Annotated in this window: 14 protein-coding genes and 1 pseudogene; 5 read left to right on the forward strand and 10 right to left on the reverse strand. The window is 59.0% G+C overall.

Annotated elements, in window-relative coordinates; translation table 11 throughout:
• Positions 1 to 3: 3 nt before the first annotated feature.
• From ACL2XQ_RS13430 to ydgT, 8 genes and pseudogenes are all read right to left on the reverse strand, one after another.
• A complete protein-coding gene (locus tag ACL2XQ_RS13430) occupies positions 4 to 696 on the reverse strand; it encodes an electron transport complex subunit E (protein ID WP_413740480.1) in 693 nt (230 codons plus the stop codon).
• Positions 689 to 1324, reverse strand: coding sequence for an electron transport complex subunit RsxG (gene rsxG, locus ACL2XQ_RS13435; protein WP_413740481.1), 636 nt, complete (start codon positions 1322 to 1324; stop codon positions 689 to 691). The genes ACL2XQ_RS13430 and rsxG overlap by 8 nt, the downstream gene beginning before the upstream one ends.
• A gap of 9 nt (positions 1325 to 1333) precedes the next feature.
• Complete coding sequence (gene rsxD, locus ACL2XQ_RS13440; protein ID WP_413740482.1) at positions 1334 to 2386, reverse strand: electron transport complex subunit RsxD; 1053 nt, start codon at positions 2384 to 2386, stop codon at positions 1334 to 1336.
• Positions 2387 to 2410: 24 nt separating this feature from the next.
• Positions 2411 to 4267, reverse strand: a pseudogene (rsxC, locus tag ACL2XQ_RS13445) (electron transport complex subunit RsxC); the annotation flags it as partial.
• Positions 4260 to 4838 (reverse strand): electron transport complex subunit RsxB, encoded by a 579-nt coding sequence (gene rsxB, locus ACL2XQ_RS13450; RefSeq protein ID WP_410015041.1) that lies wholly within the window; start codon positions 4836 to 4838, stop codon positions 4260 to 4262. The gene rsxB and the pseudogene rsxC, both read right to left, overlap by 8 nt.
• A complete protein-coding gene (gene rsxA, locus ACL2XQ_RS13455) occupies positions 4838 to 5419 on the reverse strand; it encodes an electron transport complex subunit RsxA (protein WP_410015042.1) in 582 nt (193 codons plus the stop codon). Before rsxA ends, rsxB begins: the two co-directional genes overlap by 1 nt.
• 109 nt (positions 5420 to 5528) lie before the next feature.
• Positions 5529 to 5972: a DUF2569 domain-containing protein gene (locus ACL2XQ_RS13460; RefSeq protein ID WP_413722889.1), complete on the reverse strand. Its 444-nt coding sequence runs from the start codon at positions 5970 to 5972 to the stop codon at positions 5529 to 5531.
• Positions 5969 to 6184: a transcription modulator YdgT gene (gene ydgT / locus ACL2XQ_RS13465; protein ID WP_331120310.1), complete on the reverse strand. Its 216-nt coding sequence runs from the start codon at positions 6182 to 6184 to the stop codon at positions 5969 to 5971. Before ydgT ends, ACL2XQ_RS13460 begins: the two co-directional genes overlap by 4 nt.
• 247 nt (positions 6185 to 6431) lie before the next feature.
• On the opposite strand from ydgT, the gene ACL2XQ_RS13470 reads away from it, so the two are divergent.
• Entirely contained in the window at positions 6432 to 7469 is a 1038-nt protein-coding gene (locus tag ACL2XQ_RS13470) for a S66 peptidase family protein (protein WP_413740483.1), read from the forward strand.
• A gap of 126 nt (positions 7470 to 7595) precedes the next feature.
• Here ACL2XQ_RS13470 and araA read toward each other — a convergent pair whose 3' ends face one another.
• Together araA and ACL2XQ_RS13480 are read right to left on the reverse strand one after the other, a co-directional pair.
• Positions 7596 to 9101, reverse strand: coding sequence for an L-arabinose isomerase (gene araA / locus ACL2XQ_RS13475; protein WP_410015045.1), 1506 nt, complete (start codon positions 9099 to 9101; stop codon positions 7596 to 7598).
• A gap of 73 nt (positions 9102 to 9174) precedes the next feature.
• Positions 9175 to 10860 carry a ribulokinase gene (locus tag ACL2XQ_RS13480; RefSeq protein ID WP_410015046.1) on the reverse strand — a complete coding sequence of 562 codons (1686 nt, stop codon included), beginning with the start codon at positions 10858 to 10860 and terminating at the stop codon, positions 9175 to 9177.
• 377 nt (positions 10861 to 11237) lie between these two features.
• Here ACL2XQ_RS13480 and ACL2XQ_RS13485 point away from each other — a divergent pair, with 377 nt between their 5' ends.
• From ACL2XQ_RS13485 to araC, 4 genes are all read left to right on the forward strand, one after another.
• On the forward strand, positions 11238 to 12227 hold the full coding sequence (locus ACL2XQ_RS13485; RefSeq protein ID WP_413722887.1) for an arabinose ABC transporter substrate-binding protein: 990 nt from the start codon (positions 11238 to 11240) through the stop codon (positions 12225 to 12227).
• A 156-nt stretch (positions 12228 to 12383) separates the two neighbouring features.
• Positions 12384 to 13913 (forward strand): L-arabinose ABC transporter ATP-binding protein AraG, encoded by a 1530-nt coding sequence (gene araG, locus ACL2XQ_RS13490; protein WP_410015048.1) that lies wholly within the window; start codon positions 12384 to 12386, stop codon positions 13911 to 13913.
• Positions 13914 to 13930: 17 nt separating this feature from the next.
• Positions 13931 to 14914: an L-arabinose ABC transporter permease AraH gene (gene araH, locus ACL2XQ_RS13495; protein WP_410015049.1), complete on the forward strand. Its 984-nt coding sequence runs from the start codon at positions 13931 to 13933 to the stop codon at positions 14912 to 14914.
• Between the two features lie 115 nt (positions 14915 to 15029).
• A complete protein-coding gene (gene araC / locus ACL2XQ_RS13500; protein ID WP_410015050.1) occupies positions 15030 to 15965 on the forward strand; it encodes an arabinose operon transcriptional regulator AraC in 936 nt (311 codons plus the stop codon).
• Positions 15966 to 16052 lie beyond the last annotated feature (87 nt).

Here is a 16052-nt window from a genome sequence, read left to right on the forward strand (position 1 = left end):
AGGTTATGCCCGCGCCTGTCCGGCGTTTGGCACGCGCTCCGCCGCCGCCCGCCGCTGGCGGGCCTTCATCCGCTGGTCTATCAGGTATTTGGCGGCCAGCATGAATCCCAGGCCGATAAACGCGCCCGGCGGCAGCATGGCCAGCAAAAAGGGGCTGTCCAAATGAAACACTTGCACCCGCAGCCCTTTGGCCCAGTTGCCCAGCAGAAGGTCGGCGCCGTCGAACAGCGTGCCGTTGCCAAGCACCTCGCGCATGGCGCCCAGCACCAGCAGGGCGCAGGTCGCGCCCAGGCCCATGGCCGCCCCGTCAAGCAGCGACAGGGCCACCGGATTGTGGGAGGCGTAGGCTTCCGCCCGTCCCACCACGATGCAATTGGTGACGATCAACGGAATAAATATCCCCAGAGACTGATATAGGCCGAAGGCGTAGGCATTCATCAGCATCTGCACGATGGACACCACGGCGGCAATGATCATCACATAAACAGGAATCCGGATCTCGGCGGGCACCCAGCGGCGGAAAGCGGAAATCCAGCCGTTGGTACAAGCCAGCACCAGCGTGGTGGCCAGCCCCAGCCCCAGCGCGTTGGTGACGGTATTGGACACCGCCAGCAGGGGGCATAATCCCAACAATTGCACCAGGGCGGAGTTATTGGTCCACAGCCCCTGGCGCATCAGGCGTCCGGCTTCACTCATCGGCGTTTTCTCCACAGCGGGGCAACTGGTCGATGTCGCCCGGCATACTTTGTAAATAGTCAGTGGTGCGTTTAACCGCGTTTACCACGGCGCGCGGGGTAATGGTGGCGCCGGTGAACTGATCGAACTGCCCGCCGTCTTTCTTTACCGCCCAGTTCCTGTCCTGCGCCGCGCCGACCTTTTTCCCGCTGAAATGGGTGATCCAATCGGAAATGCGCAGCTCGATTTTATCGCCCAGTCCCGGCGTTTCATGGTGTTCGGTAACCCGAGTGCCCAGCACGTTGCCGGCAAAGTCGGCCCCTACCAGGAGCTGGATGGCGCCGGAATAGCCGTCCGGGGCGGTGGATTCGATGGCCGCCGCCGCCGGCCTGCCGTTTTTGCGCGCCAGATAAATCCGGTGCTGTTGCGCGTTGCCCAGGGCATCGTCGACCACCAGATAGCATTCAGCCAGCATATCATTATCATGCAGCGCCGGCGGCACGACCTGATCCAATAGCTGCTGTTGTTGCAATACGGCCTGGCGGGCGATGCCGGGTTCGGTCAGCCCATGCACCAGGGCCGTCAGGCCGGTGGTGAGCGCGGCGAACAGCGCCAGGGTAATACCGTGTTTGCGCATCATCCTGAACATCGGCGCTCCTTAGCGATGGCCGTATACGCGGGGTTGCGTAAAATAATCAATCAGCGGCACACAGATATTGGCCAGCAGCACCGCAAAGGCCACGCCCTCAGGATAACCGCCATAGGTGCGGATGAGCCAGGTCAGAAGACCCGCCAGGGCGCCGAAAATCAACCGTCCTTTATCTGTCGTCGAGGCGGTGATCGGATCGGTGGCGATAAAAAAAGCGCCCAGCATGGTGGCCCCGGAGAACAGATGCAGCAGCGGCGGGGCGCTGGCGCGCGCATCGCACCACCAGCCCAGGCTGGCGCACATCATCAGCACCGCCAGGAAGCTGACCGGAATCTGCCAGTTGATCACCTTGCGCCAGAGCAGATAAAGGCCCCCCGCCAGGAAGCCGATATTGACCCATTGCCACCCCAATCCGCCCATCAGGCCGCTGTAAAGCGGTTGCCCGAGCATCGCCAGCGCATCCTTCCCGCCGCGCAGACCGGTTTTAAAATTATCCAGCGGCGTCGCCTGGGTCATGCCGTCGAACCCGGCGCGCAGCTGCTGCACATCCAGGCCGCCCGGCGTGTGGCCGGCGAAGATCAGCCATAAGGTGTCCGCAAGCGAAGCGGTATGCAGCCGCAGCCCCGATTCCGGCAGCCAACTGGTCATTTGCACCGGGAACGAGATCAGCAGCACCACATACCCGACCATGGCCGGGTTAAACGGATTTTGTCCCAGGCCGCCGTAAAGCTGCTTGGCGATGATGATGGCAAACGCCGTAGCCAGCACGATCATCCACCAGGGCGCCAGCGGCGGCAGGCTCAGCCCCAGCAGCACCGCGGTCAGCAGCGCGGAGCCGTCGGCAAGCCGCGGACCGACCGGCTGGCGGCGCAGCGCCACCATTGCGGCTTCGGCCAGGCAGGCGGCCAACGCGGCCAGCAGGATTTGCACCAGGGTGCCGTAGCCGAAAAAATAGCTCAGGGCCAGCAGACCCGGCAGGCAGGCCGCCATGACCTGCAGCATGATGCGCCGGGTGCTTTGCCGGTTGTGGGTAAAGGGGGAACTTGCGATCCTGAAAGCCATTTATTCCTCGTGGGACCCTATGGTTGCCTCTGCTGCGGCCTTGCGGGCCTTGACCCTGGCGATGGCCGCCGCCACCGCGGCTTTGCGCGCATCGGCGGCATCGGCGGTCGCGGGATGCGACGTCGCCGTACTGTTGTCTGCGCCGGCCTGCGCCGGACGGGCGGTTGCGCCGGTACTGTCGCTTGCGGCATTTTTCGCTACGTTGTCACTTATTGGCTGCGCGCCGGACACGGCTTTGCGCGTTTTCACGCGCGCGATGGCCGCCGCTACCGCCGCTTTGCGCAGATCCGGCGTAGCCTCTTCGGCGCAAGCCGGCATGACGGTCGCCGCAGGCGGCCCCGACGGCTCTGCTACCGCCGCCGCGTCATGGCCGGCGTCGGGCAAGGCGTTTAGCGCCGCTTCTATCATCGGTTCGTCCCGCGCGTCAAGCTTGACAGCGGCCTGCCGGTGGCGCGCTTCACGCGCCTGTTTTTCCCGCTCGCGCCGCGCCAGCTTGGCTTCAAAGCGCGCCTTGGCCGCCCGCGCGCGCTGCGCTTCCAGATCCAAGGCGCGTATTTCCGCCTTTTCCTGCCGGTAATAGCGCACCAGGGGAATATTGCTGGGGCAGACATAGGCGCAGGCGCCGCATTCGATGCAGTCCGCCAGATGATGGCCGCGGGCTTTTTCGTGCTCCTGGCCACGGCTGAACCAATAGAGCTGTTGGGGAAGCAAACCGGCGGGACAGGCCTGCGCGCACAGGCCGCAGCGGATACAGGCTTGTTCCGGCTCCGGCGGGGCCATTTCGCTGGCCGCGGGGGCCATGATGCAGTTGCTGATCTTGACGATGGGCACATCCAGCACCGGCAGCGTAAAACCCATCAGCGGTCCGCCCATGATCACCAGCTGGCCCGGCTGCGGTGTAAAGCCGGCGTCGCGCAGCAGATGACCGACCGGCGTGCCCAGACGTCCCCAGACGTTGCCCGGACGCTTAAGCGCGTCGCCGGTCAGCGTCACCACCCGTTCGGTCAGGGCTTCGCCATCGATAATGGCCCGTTTAATGGCGAAGACGGTGCCGACATTCAGCATGACAACACCGATGGCGGCTGAATGGCTGCCGAACGGCACTTCCCGGCCGGTGAGGATCTTCGTGAGCTGCTTGGCGCCGCCGGACGGATATTTGGTCGGGATGACGCGCAGCAGGTAGCCGGCGCCATCAGCAATGGCCGCGGCCATCGCGGCGGCGGCGGCCGGTTTATTGTCCTCAATGCCGATGATAACCCGCGCCGGCCGCAGAATATGGACCAGCACATCGATGCCGCCGACTATCTCAAGCGCGTGCTCCTGCATCAGCCGATCGTCGGCGGTAATATAAGGTTCGCATTCCGCGGCGTTGATAATCAGGGTATTTACCGCGCCCAATCCGCCCTGTAGCTTGGCCGCGGTGGGAAAGCCCGCGCCGCCCAGGCCGGCGATGCCGGCCTGATGGATGCGTTCAAGCAAATAGCCGGCGTCCCGCTGACGGTAATCCGCCACGGGCCGGCGTTCGCACCAGCGATCTTCGCCATCGGGGGTGAGGATAACGCTGAGTTCCGCCAGCGCCGACGGATGGGCGGTGGTATGGGGCGTAATGGCCTCAATCGTTCCCGAGGTGGGCGCATGGATAGGCAGGGTGCGACCCCGCCCCTCGGTCAGGGGCTGTCCGCGCAGCACGCGGTCACCCGCGGTTACGCACAGTTCACCCTCCGGCCCCAGGTGCTGCTTAAGGGGAATAATGCATTTGGCCGGCAGGGGCGGACGGCGCAGCGGCACGCCGCTTGACTGGGTTTTCATTTCCGGCGGATAGATGCCGCCGGGAAAATCCCAGAGGCGATCCTTACGCAACGCGGCAAAGAGCTTAAACATGCTGTTCCATGGGGATGAGGCGGACCGGTATGGTGTTCAGATCCCATTTCCAGTTGTCGGTGGAAACCGCCACCGGCCGCATTTCGATACAATTGGTCGGGCAGGGGGCGACACAGAGATCGCAGCCGGTGCACAGGTCGCTGACCACGGTATGCACCGCCCGGGTAGCGCCGATAATGGCGTCTACCGGGCAGGCCTGGATACATTTGGTGCAACCGATACAATTGCCCTCATCGATCCAGGCCACCGTCGCCGCCGGCTGGCCTGCCGATGTTTCGTCGTCCAGGTATTGCGGTTCGATGTTCATCAGTCCGGCAATCTTGAGCATCGTCTGTTCGCCGCCGGGCGCGCATTTATTGATTTTTTCACCCTGGCCCGCCACCGCCTCGGCATAGGGACGGCACCCGGGATAACCGCACTGGGCGCATTGGCTTTGCGGCAGCAGCGCATCAATCTGCCCGGCCAGCGGGTCGCCCTCCACCCTGAAGCGGCGGGCGGCGTAGCCCAGCAGGGCGCCCGCCACCAATGCCAGAACGCTTAGCGATCCAATAGCCCACCATAGCGACAGCATCAGAATTTCACCAGACCGGTAAAGCCCATAAACGCCAGCGACATCAGACCGGCGGTGACCAGGGCGATGGATGAGCCCTTGAACGGCGCCGGCACATCGGCCACCGCCAGGCGTTCGCGAATGGCGGCGAACAGCACCATGACCAGCGAAAAGCCCGCCGCCGCGCTGAATCCGTAGACGGCGGACTGCAGAAAATTATGATTGAGGTTAACATTGAGCAGGGCCACGCCAAGCACCGCGCAGTTGGTGGTGATAAGCGGCAGGAAAATGCCCAGCAGGCGATACAGCGACGGGCTGGTTTTGCGCACCACCAGTTCGGTGAACTGCACCACCACCGCGATAATGAAAATAAACGAGAGGGTGCGCAAATAGGTGATGTCGAGGGGCAGCAGGATAAAACTGTTAATCAGCCAGGAAAAAATCGAGGCGAGCGTCATGACGAAGGTGGTGGCCATGCCCATACCCATTGCCGTTTCCAGTTTTTTGGACACACCCATGAAGGGGCAAAGCCCAAGAAATTTAACCAGAACGAAATTATTTACCAGCATGGTGCCGATAAACAGTAACAGGTAACCATTCATTGCCGTACCTAATTAAAAAGAAGCGACGTATTATCCGGCATCAAGTCCATTTCAACAACATAGTAATTGTAGGGTTATTATCGGGAGACCGATAAGGACAACGGCGGTGCTATGAGGCGTGGATAAAGGTGTTTTTAACCCGGCGCGAACGTTTAATATAGGGCACCATGGTCGCCGCGGCCAGCAGCGGCCAGAATAAAATGCGCAGCGCCAGTTCATCCGTGACCGGGGAAAAGGCGAAAGCCTTGAGCGCCAGCAGCACGCCCGCCAGCAGCCAGAGGATAAAAATTTTGGGAAAGCGGGTCGAACGGCGAAACAACAGGCGCAGGGTCCAAAAGGTGAACCCCCACATGACCAGCGTGGTGGCCATGGACGCATACCACTGCAGGGTAAAGACCGCCGCGATGGTGGTGCTGTCCGCCGTCGGGCGTTGCAGCAGGGCCAGCAGGAAAATCACCAGCATTATGCTGGCGCTGAGCAGGGCCATCAGCAGGTAGGCGGCCGGCAGCCATAACCAGCCGCCGATACGCGGCGCGGTGTTGATCGCGCTCAAACGACGTACCGCCAGACCGACTTCGGCACCTGGCCCAAATCGAATAAACGGCCGCCGGAGACCAGTTCGGCCCTGCGGTGATCCGCCGCGCGGTACATATTGATGATTTCCGCATCGTCAACCAGCGAATAATTGAGATGATCGAATAGTTTTTCCAGGCTTTCCGGCGTGCTGACACGGCGGAATGTTAATAAATAGTCGTACGCAGTCATGATTTGGTGTTCAGGGAAGGGAATAATAGCAAAGTAGTATATTCACTGCTGTCGGGGTGTCTAGATATTCCTGGGTTAAATATGAAAAAACGCGGCGGCAAGCGCATAGGCAACGCCTGGGACTGCTGGCAATCTCCCGTCTTTCTTGTATGAGTATGTGAACTTTGCCAGCCAGCCAGCCAGCCAGGCTTGGCATTTAATCTCGAACTGTGGACGATGGATTTACTTTGCAAATAAGGATCAATACATGAAGATTCGCTTTCCGCCCAAACTGGTTCCAGGGGATTTGATTGCTATAACCGCCCCATCATCTGGGGTGCCGCAGCATTTGCATCCTCGGTTGGACCTCGCCATAAATAACCTTATAAAAAAAGGATTTAGGGTAGTTGAAGGCGATTGCTTACGGTCGCAGTATAAAAATAAAAGCGCCTGCAAAATTTCGCGGGCGGAAGAACTGATGTTTTATCTAACCCATCCTGAGGTAAAGGCGGTTATGCCCCCATGGGGAGGCGATCTGGCAATCGAATTACTCGAGTTACTTGATTTCGAACGGTTAGCCCGGACTGAACCCAAATGGTTTGTCGGTTTTTCAGATTTATGTACATTTCATTTCCCGCTGACAACGCTTTCTGGCTGGGCAACAGTGCATGGACCAAACCTGATGGATCTTGGTGCGAAAGAGTTAGATTCGACCACGGAAGCGATATGGAGCATTCTGGAGAGTGACCGGGGGGCTGTATGTGAACAGCACGCGTCAGCAGCATTTCAAATGAACGAAAATCAATGGGGCCCGGCATCAGATGCTGGTTTTCATCTGACACAAAAAACACAGTGGCAGCGCCTTGATGGCGTCACTTCTTCCGCCCGTTTTCAAGGCCGTCTGATTGGCGGATGTCTGGAAATTATATCGAGGTTAGCAGGTACCTCCTTCGGTAATCTACCCTTGTTCCAGGCACAAAATAGTCACGAAGGGGTGATCCTGTATTTTGAAAATGTGGAAATGGGCCCCTGCGAGTTAACGCGGGCATTATTTAGTTTACGCTTGCATGGCTGGTTCAGTGACTTAAAGGGTGTGCTTATAGGCAGAAGTGCGGCGCCGGCCGTGAACGACCCAACACAACAAAATTATTTGGATGCCCTACATGCCGCCCTTGGGGACCTTGCCGTTCCTGTGCTGTATGACGTGGATATAGGCCATATTCCGCCTCAAATTTCTCTGGTCAACGGCGCAAGTGCCACGGTCCTTTTCACTGAAAAGGGGAGTTCAGTCACTCAGCAGTTGTAAGTCAAAAGGCACGTCCAGGCAGTCGCTATAATAACACAACAGGCAGGCGCAACCCCGCCGACGAAACCGTCGCAGAGGCGATATAAACCCTGCCGCGAGCGAGCCGCGGCAGGACTGACGTCGTCGCTATTTAGCGCAGAGCTTGTAGTAAAGCTCATTCCAGCGCAATGCGTCCTTGAACGCCGGGATGCGCGTGTCGTTGTCGATCACCAGCAGCTCGATATTATTCATTTCCGCGTATAAGCGCATATGGTCGAGATCGAGCGCCTGGCTGAATACCGTGTGGTGCGCGCCGCCGGCCAGGATCCAGGCTTCGGCCGCCACTTCCAGCGACGGCTGCGCTTTCCATACCGCCCGGGCGACCGGCAGCTTAGGCAGCGGATGCGGCTGTTCGATGGCATCCACGACGCTTACCAGCATGCGAAAACGATCGCCCATATCGATTACCGAGGCGTTGACCGCCTGGCCGGCCGGGGTGGAGAACAGCAGCCGCGCCGGATCGGCTTTGCCGCCGATGCCGAGGAACTGCACGTCCAGCGTGGGTTTTTCTTCCTTGGCGATGCTTGGGCACACTTCCAGCATGTGCGATCCGAGGGCGAGGTTATTACCCGGCTGGAAGTGATAAGTGTAATCCTCCATAAAGGAGGTGCCGCCCGGCAGGCCGCTGGCCATCACCTTCAGGATGCGCAGCAGCGCGGCGGTTTTCCAGTCGCCTTCGCCGCCGAAGCCATATCCCTGCTGCATCAGGCGCTGTACCGCCAGGCCAGGCAACTGCTTCAGCCCGTGCAGGTTTTCAAAGTTGGAGGTAAAGGCTTTGGCGCCCACCTGTTCCAGGAAACGTTTCAGCCCCAGTTCAATACGTGCGGCGTCCAGCAGGTTTTCACGTTTTTCGCCGTTGACCTTGATTTTATCGGTAAGGATATAGGACGCTTCGTACTCCGCCACCAGGGTATCGATATCCCCCTTGGACACTTCGTTCACCACGCTGACCAGGTCGCCCAGGCCGTACGCGGTCACCGAGTAGCCGAACTGGATCTGCGCGCCGACCTTGTTGCCTTCGGTGACCGCCACTTCACGCATATTGTCGCCGAAACGGGCGACGATCAGCTGCTGGCTTTCCTGTTTGGCGGCGGCGGCGCGCATCCATTTGGCGATGGTCAGATGCGCCTGCTTATCCTGCCAGTGGCCGACCACCACCTGGTGATTAAGGTGCATGCGTGCGCCGATAAACCCGAACTCGCGGCCGCCATGGGCGGTCTGGTTAAGGTTCATAAAGTCCATATCCATGGTTTCCCAGGGGATCTGCGCGTTATATTGGGTATGGAACTGCAGCAGGGGCTTGTTGAGGATGCTCAGGCCGCCGATCCACATCTTGGCGGGTGAAAACGTATGCAGCCAGGTGAGCAGGCCGATACAGTGGGTATCGTAATTGGCTTCACGACACAGCGCGAGAATCTCATCGGGCGATTTGACCAAAGGTTTCAAGACCAGCTTGACCGGCAGGCCGGCCTCGTTATTAAGACCCTGGACCACCGTTTGTGCATGGTCGGCGACCTGGCGCAGGGTTTCCGGGCCATAAAGATGTTGACTGCCGATGACGAACCAGACTTCGTGCTGCTTAAAATTATCCATGATGACTCCTGTGCGTCTCCGTTTAAGGGAGGGGCCGGGCGGGCGCGTAGCGTGCCGCCCGGTAAATTATTAATCAGCGATCGCTGTGCGCCGCCGCCGCGTAAGCCGGTTCCGCAAGCTCGCTCCATTCCAAATAGCGCTGGTAGAGCCGCTCGAATTGCGCGACCCTGGCCGGGTCCGGCTGCAGGGTGCGTTCAATCCGACTGGCCATGGCCTGCTGCGCCACCGCGATATCCGGATAAACGCCGGCCGCCACCGCGCCGAAGATAGCCGCGCCGAGGGCGCAGCATTGATCGGAGGCCACCAGTTGCAGCGGACGATTCATCACATCCGCGCATACCTGCATGATAATCGGCGATTTGCGGGCAATGCCGCCCATCACCAGCACGTTTTCCACCGGGATGCCCTGGGTTTCAAAGCATTCCATGATGGCGCGGGCGCCGAAGGCGGTGGCGGCAATCAGTCCGCCGAACAGCGCCGGCGCATCAGTGCCCAGATTGAGGCCGGTGATCACGCCCTGCAGGCGCTGGTTGGCGTAAGGCGTGCGCCGGCCGTTGAACCAGTCCAGCACCACCGGCAGATGCTCAAGGGACGGTTCGCTGGCCCAGGCCTGCGCCAGCGCGTTCAGCATCTGTTCCTGGATACCGTCGAGAGCGGGTTTCAGGGCCGGGTTGTGTTGCACCGCCTGTTTCAGCGGCCAGCCCAGCAAACGTCCGAACCAGGCATAAATGTCGCCAAAGGCCGACTGACCGGCTTCGAGACCGATAAATCCCGGTACCACGCTGCCGTCGACCTGGCCGCAGATGCCGGCGATAGTGCGATCGCCCACACGCTGTTCGTCGGCGATAAGGATATCGCAGGTCGATGTGCCGATGACTTTAACCAGGGTATAGGGCTGCGCGCCGGCGCCCACCGCGCCGATATGGCAGTCGAAGGCGCCGCCGGCAATGGTAACGGTCTCCGGCAAGCCAAGCTTCTGCGCCCATGCGGCGGTGATGCGCCCGACCGGCGCTTCCGCGGTATAGGTATCGGTGAAGAGCGGATATTGCAGCCGTTCGGTCAGAACCGGATCGAGCGCCTCAAGGAAGTCTCGCGGCGGCACGCCGCCCCAGTCGGGATGCCAAAGGGATTTATGTCCGGCGGCGCAGCGGCCGCGCTTGATGTCCTGCGGCCGCGTGGTCCCGGACAGCACGGCCGGTATCCAGTCGCAAAGCTCAATCCAAGATACCGCCTGCCGGCGTACCTGGGCGTCCTGGCGGGTAATATGCAGGATTTTGGCCCAGAACCATTCAGAGGAGTACACGCCGCCGATGTAGCGCGTGTAATCCGGATGCGCGCCGTCGTGGCACAGCCGGTTTATCGCCTCGGCTTCTTCTATGGCGGTATGATCCTTCCACAGGATAAACATGGCGTTCGGGTTGTCGGCGAATTCCGGGCGCAATGCCAGTATCCGGCCCTCCTCATCAATAGGGGCGGGGGTACTGCCGGTGGTATCGACGCCGATGCCGGCGACGCGCAGGCGCTGGGCCGGGGTGAGGGCGTTTACCACAGCGCGGATCGCCTGTTCCATGGATTCAAGATAATCATTGGGATGATGGCGGAATTGATTGTGCGCGGGTTTGCAATACTGGCCCTCGCGCCATCGCGGGTACCAGACCACTTCGGTCGCCAGCTCTTTACCGCTTTGGCATCCTACCGCCAGGGCGCGTACCGAGTCGCTGCCGAAATCAAGCCCGAGGCTGATGGCCTCTTCATTCATGCTGTTCTCTCCTGTTTACCCGAAAACGGATGATGTGCACAACCATAAGGGGGTTTTGAGCCGGCCGTGAGGAGCGGTTGGCTGGAAGTATGCACATTCCTGTCGCTGATGGCTGAAATGTGATGGTGTTCAAAAACGCGCGGGGAGGTGGAATTTGCTGTATCTATGCACAAATCAGCTGTTATTGAGAACTGTGATAACGCTCTACATTTTAGTAACACATTAAGGCTAAAACTACTCCCGTCTAAAGGGCCTGGTCGGACTAACGGCGATAAATCCGCCGCTTAGACGTTCCAAGCGGATTCATCTTCCCGACTGATAACGCTTACACGCTTCAGCATTTTGAAGCGAGGCGATAAAAAATACCGGAGAGTTACATGCATAAATTCACTAAGGCACTGGCGGCAATCGGATTGGCTGCCGTTATGTCTCAATCGGCTATGGCGGAAAATCTGAAACTGGGTTTTCTGGTTAAACAGCCGGAAGAACCCTGGTTCCAGACCGAATGGCGTTTTGCCGATAAAGCCGGCAAGGACCTGGGATTTGATGTGATTAAAATCGCCGTGCCCGATGGCGAGAAAACCCTTAACGCTATCGACAGCCTGGCGGCAAGCGGCGCCAAGGGTTTTGTTATCTGTACCCCGGATCCAAAACTGGGCTCGGCCATTGTCGCCAAGGCCCGCAGCTATGATATGAAGGTCATTGCCGTTGACGATCAGTTCGTCACCGCCAAAGGCAAACCGATGGACACCGTTCCCCTGGTCATGATGGCGGCCACCAAGATTGGCGAACGCCAGGGCCAGGAACTGTGGAAAGAAATGAACAAGCGCGGCTGGAACGTGGCTGACACCGGCGTCATGGCTATTACCGCCGATGAGCTCGATACCGCCCGCCGCCGCACTACCGGTTCGATGGACGCATTAAAAGCCGCCGGTTTCCCGGCAAAACAAATCTATACCGTCCCGACGAAATCCAACGATATCCCTGGCGCCTTTGACGCCGCCAACTCACTGCTGGTACAGCATTCCGGCGTGAAAAACTGGCTGATCATCGGCATGAACGACAATACCGTGCTCGGCGGCGTGCGCGCCACCGAAGGCCAGGGCTTCAAGGCGCCCAACGTTATCGGCATCGGCATCAACGGCGTGGATGCGGTAAGCGAACTCTCCAAAGCCAATGCGACCGGCTTCTACGGGTCTCTGCTGCCAAGTCCGGACGTTCACGGCTACAAGAGCATCCAGATGCTTAACGATTGGGTAACCAAAGGCGTTGAACCGCCCAAATTCACCGAAGTGACCGATGTGGTGGTCATTACCCGCGACAACTTTAAAGAAGAATTGGCGAAGAAAGGGCTGGGCGGTAAATAACCGCGGCGCCTGTTTCCCGGGACGGCTATGCGCCGTCCCTGTCCATGACGATGTCATTCATCAAGAGGATGTGCACGTGTCAGCCAAGACCCCTGATGGTTACAGCCGTGGGATTGCCGGCGCACCGTTCGTATCAGTTAACGCGAGGATGTGTTCATGACAATTCAGACACCCTATCTGTCGTTTCGCGGCATCGGAAAAACGTTTCCCGGCGTAAAGGCGCTGGATGATATCAGTTTTGACTGCTATCCGGGCCAGATCCACGCCCTGATGGGCGAGAACGGCGCCGGCAAATCCACGTTGCTGAAAATTCTCAGCGGCAGCTATACGCCGACCCAGGGTGAAATCCTTATCAAAGGCCAGCCGGTCCATTTTAATTCCACCGCCGATGCGCTGGATGCCGGCGTCGCCATTATCTACCAGGAGTTGCACCTGGTGCCGGAAATGACCGTGGCGGAAAATATCTACCTCGGCCAGTTGCCCAATAAATACGGCATGGTTAACCGCGCCATCCTGCATTATGAAACCAAACTGCAGTTGGAACACCTGGGGCTGGATATCGCGCCGGACACACCGCTCAAATATTTGTCCATCGCCCAGTGGCAGATGGTGGAAATCGCCAAGGCGCTGACCCGCAATGCTAAAATTATTGCCTTTGACGAGCCGACCAGTTCGCTGTCGGCGCGTGAAATCGAACAGCTTTTCCGGGTGATCCGCGAACTGCGGGCCGAGGGCAGGGTAATACTCTACGTGTCGCACCGCATGGAGGAGATTTTTACCCTCGGCGATGCCATCACGGTATTCAAGGACGGCAAGTACGTCCGCACGTTCGACGATATGACCCAGGTCGATCACACCAAGCTGGTGCAGGCCATGGTGGGACGCAATCTCGGTGATATCTACGGTTACCAGCCGCGCGATCATGGCGCGGTACGGCTGCAGCTGGACAGCATCAAGGCCGCTGGCGTGAAAACGCCGATTACGCTGTCGGTGCACGCCGGTGAAATCGTCGGCCTGTTCGGCCTGGTGGGCGCGGGACGCAGCGAACTGATGAAGGGGCTGTTCGGCGGTACGCTGATTACCGGCGGGCAGTTGCTGCTGGACGGCAAGCCGCTTAATATCCGCTCGCCCATCGACGCCATCCGCGAAGGGTTGCTGCTGTGTCCGGAAGATCGCAAAGCCGACGGCCTGATACCGGTGCATTCGGTAAGGGAAAATATCAATATCAGCGCCCGGCGCAAGACCATCAAGGCCGGTTTCCTGATTAACGACCGCTGGGAAAAGGAAAACGCCGAGGAACATATCCGCTCCCTGAATATCAAGACGCCCTCCGCCGAGCAACTGATCATGAACCTGTCCGGCGGCAACCAGCAAAAAGCCATTCTCGGCCGCTGGCTGTCGGAGGATATGAAAGTCATCATGCTCGACGAACCGACGCGAGGAATCGATGTCGGCGCCAAGCACGAAATTTACCACGTGATATATGAGCTGGCCAAACGCGGTATCGCCGTGCTGTTCGCCTCAAGCGATCTGCCTGAAGTCCTGGGGCTGGCCGACAGGATCGTGGTGATGCGCGAAGGCGCCATTTCCGGCGAGCTCACCCACACCGATGCCACTGAACAGAAAGCGTTAAGTCTGGCAATGTTGCACACAACCGATACCAGCCCCGCTGACGCGGTTGCCTGATTGTGAAGGAGTCTAAGATGTCGACTGTTACTACCCCCTCCCCGAAAGCGAAAAAAACGCTGGGCTTTGGCCGCGTCTGGGATAATTTTGGCATGCTGGTGGTGTTCGTGGTGCTGTTTATCGCCTGCTCGTTTTTTGTGCCGAACTTTGCCAGTTTTATCAATATGAAGGGCCTCGGCCTGGCTATTTCCATGTCCGGTATCGTCGCCTGCGGCATGCTGTTTTGCCTGGCTTCCGGCGATTTCGATTTGTCGGTCGCCTCGGTTATCGCCTGTGCCGGCGTCACCACCGCCGTGGTCATCAACTCAACCGAAAGCCTGTGGCTCGGCGTGGCGGCGGGACTGGTGCTTGGCGTACTGTGCGGCCTGGTCAACGGTTTTGTTATCGCCAAGCTGAAAATCAATGCCCTGATAACCACCCTGGCCACCATGCAAATCGTGCGCGGTCTGGCGTATATTATTTCTGATGGTAAAGCGGTGGGCATCGAAGATGAACGCTTTTTCGTGCTGGGCTACGCCAACTGGCTGGGCCTGCCCGCGCCCATCTGGATCATGGCGCTGTGCATGGCCATCTTTGGTTTCCTGCTCAACAGAACCACCTTCGGGCGCAACACGCTGGCCATTGGCGGTAATGAAGAAGCCGCCCGGCTGGCGGGGGTGCCGGTGGTGCGCACCAAGATCATTATTTTTATCCTGTCCGGACTGGTGTCGGCGGTGGCCGGTATTATCCTCGCCTCGCGTATGACCAGCGGCCAGCCCATGACCTCATTGGGTTATGAGCTGATCGTCATCTCCGCCTGCGTGCTGGGCGGGGTATCGATGAAAGGCGGCATTGGCAAGATTTCCTATGTGGTGGCCGGGGTGCTGATCCTCGGCACCGTGGAAAACGCCATGAATCTGCTGAATATTTCGCCGTTCTCGCAATACGTGGTGCGTGGGGTCATCCTGCTGGCGGCGGTGATTTTCGACCGCTACAAACAAAAAGCCAAACGTACGGTATAAACCGACGCGGACCGGTCGCATCGCGGCCGGCCCGCTCACAGTTTTACGACCCTGGCACGCTATTGTCCGCGCTTTAGGATATTCTCAATCAGACGACAACCTGTCCGGAGGTGAGATGTATCATCGAATGACTCACGAGACGCAATCCAATCCCTTATTACCGGGCTATATGTTCAATGCCTATCTGGTTGCCGGCCTGACGCCGATTATAGCGGGCGGGCCGCTGGACTTCTTCATCGACCGGCCCGACGGCATGAAGGGATATATTCTTAACCTGACCATCAAGGGGCAGGGTAAGATTTTTGAAGGCGAGCGTTCCTTCGTCTGTAATCCGGGCGACCTGCTGCTGTTTCCACCCAAATCCGCCCATTATTACGGCCGCTCCCCGGACAGCGACTGCTGGTATCATCGTTGGGTGTATTTTCGCCCGCGTGCGTACTGGGCCGACTGGCTGGAATGGCACAGCAAAATCCATGACGTCGGCCGCCTGCGGCTCGGCAATGATAATCTGCTGACCGAATTCGACCGGTTGCTGGCCAATATCGAGCAAACCCAACGTTCCGGACGCCGTTTCTCGGAAGAACTGGGCATGAACCTGCTTGAACGCATGCTGCTGCGCGCCATGGAGGAGGACCCGCAAAGCCCAAGCAAAATCATGGATCCGCGTATTATCGAGGCCTGCCAGTTTATCACCGGCAATCTCTCCGGCGAACTGCGCATCGACGAGGTGGCGCGGCATGTCTGTTTATCCCCCTCCAGGCTGGCGCATCTCTTTCGCGAGCAGGTTGGCATCAATATCCTGCGCTGGCGCGAGGACCAGCGGGTAATCCGCGCCAAACTGCTGCTGCAGACCACGCAGGAATCCATCGCCACCATCGGCCGCGTGGTGGGGTATGACGACCAGCTCTATTTTTCGCGGGTATTCCGTAAACGCGTCGGGGTCAGCCCCAGCGACTTCCGCCGCCGCAGCAGCGAGATTAATTATCCCGGCCGCAGTATCCAGGCGTCTCATAATTGGCAGTTGCAAAGCGAAAAGGCTATCGGAGGCTGATAATTTATTGTTAATGTGAGTCCGATAATAATGTCCCCAGCGCTAATATAAGGCAGTGGGGACATTGCTGTGTTAGCCAAAAAAGAG

Source organism: Sodalis sp. RH14 (genome assembly GCF_047324285.1).
Taxonomy (GTDB): Bacteria; Pseudomonadota; Gammaproteobacteria; order Enterobacterales; family Enterobacteriaceae; genus Acerihabitans.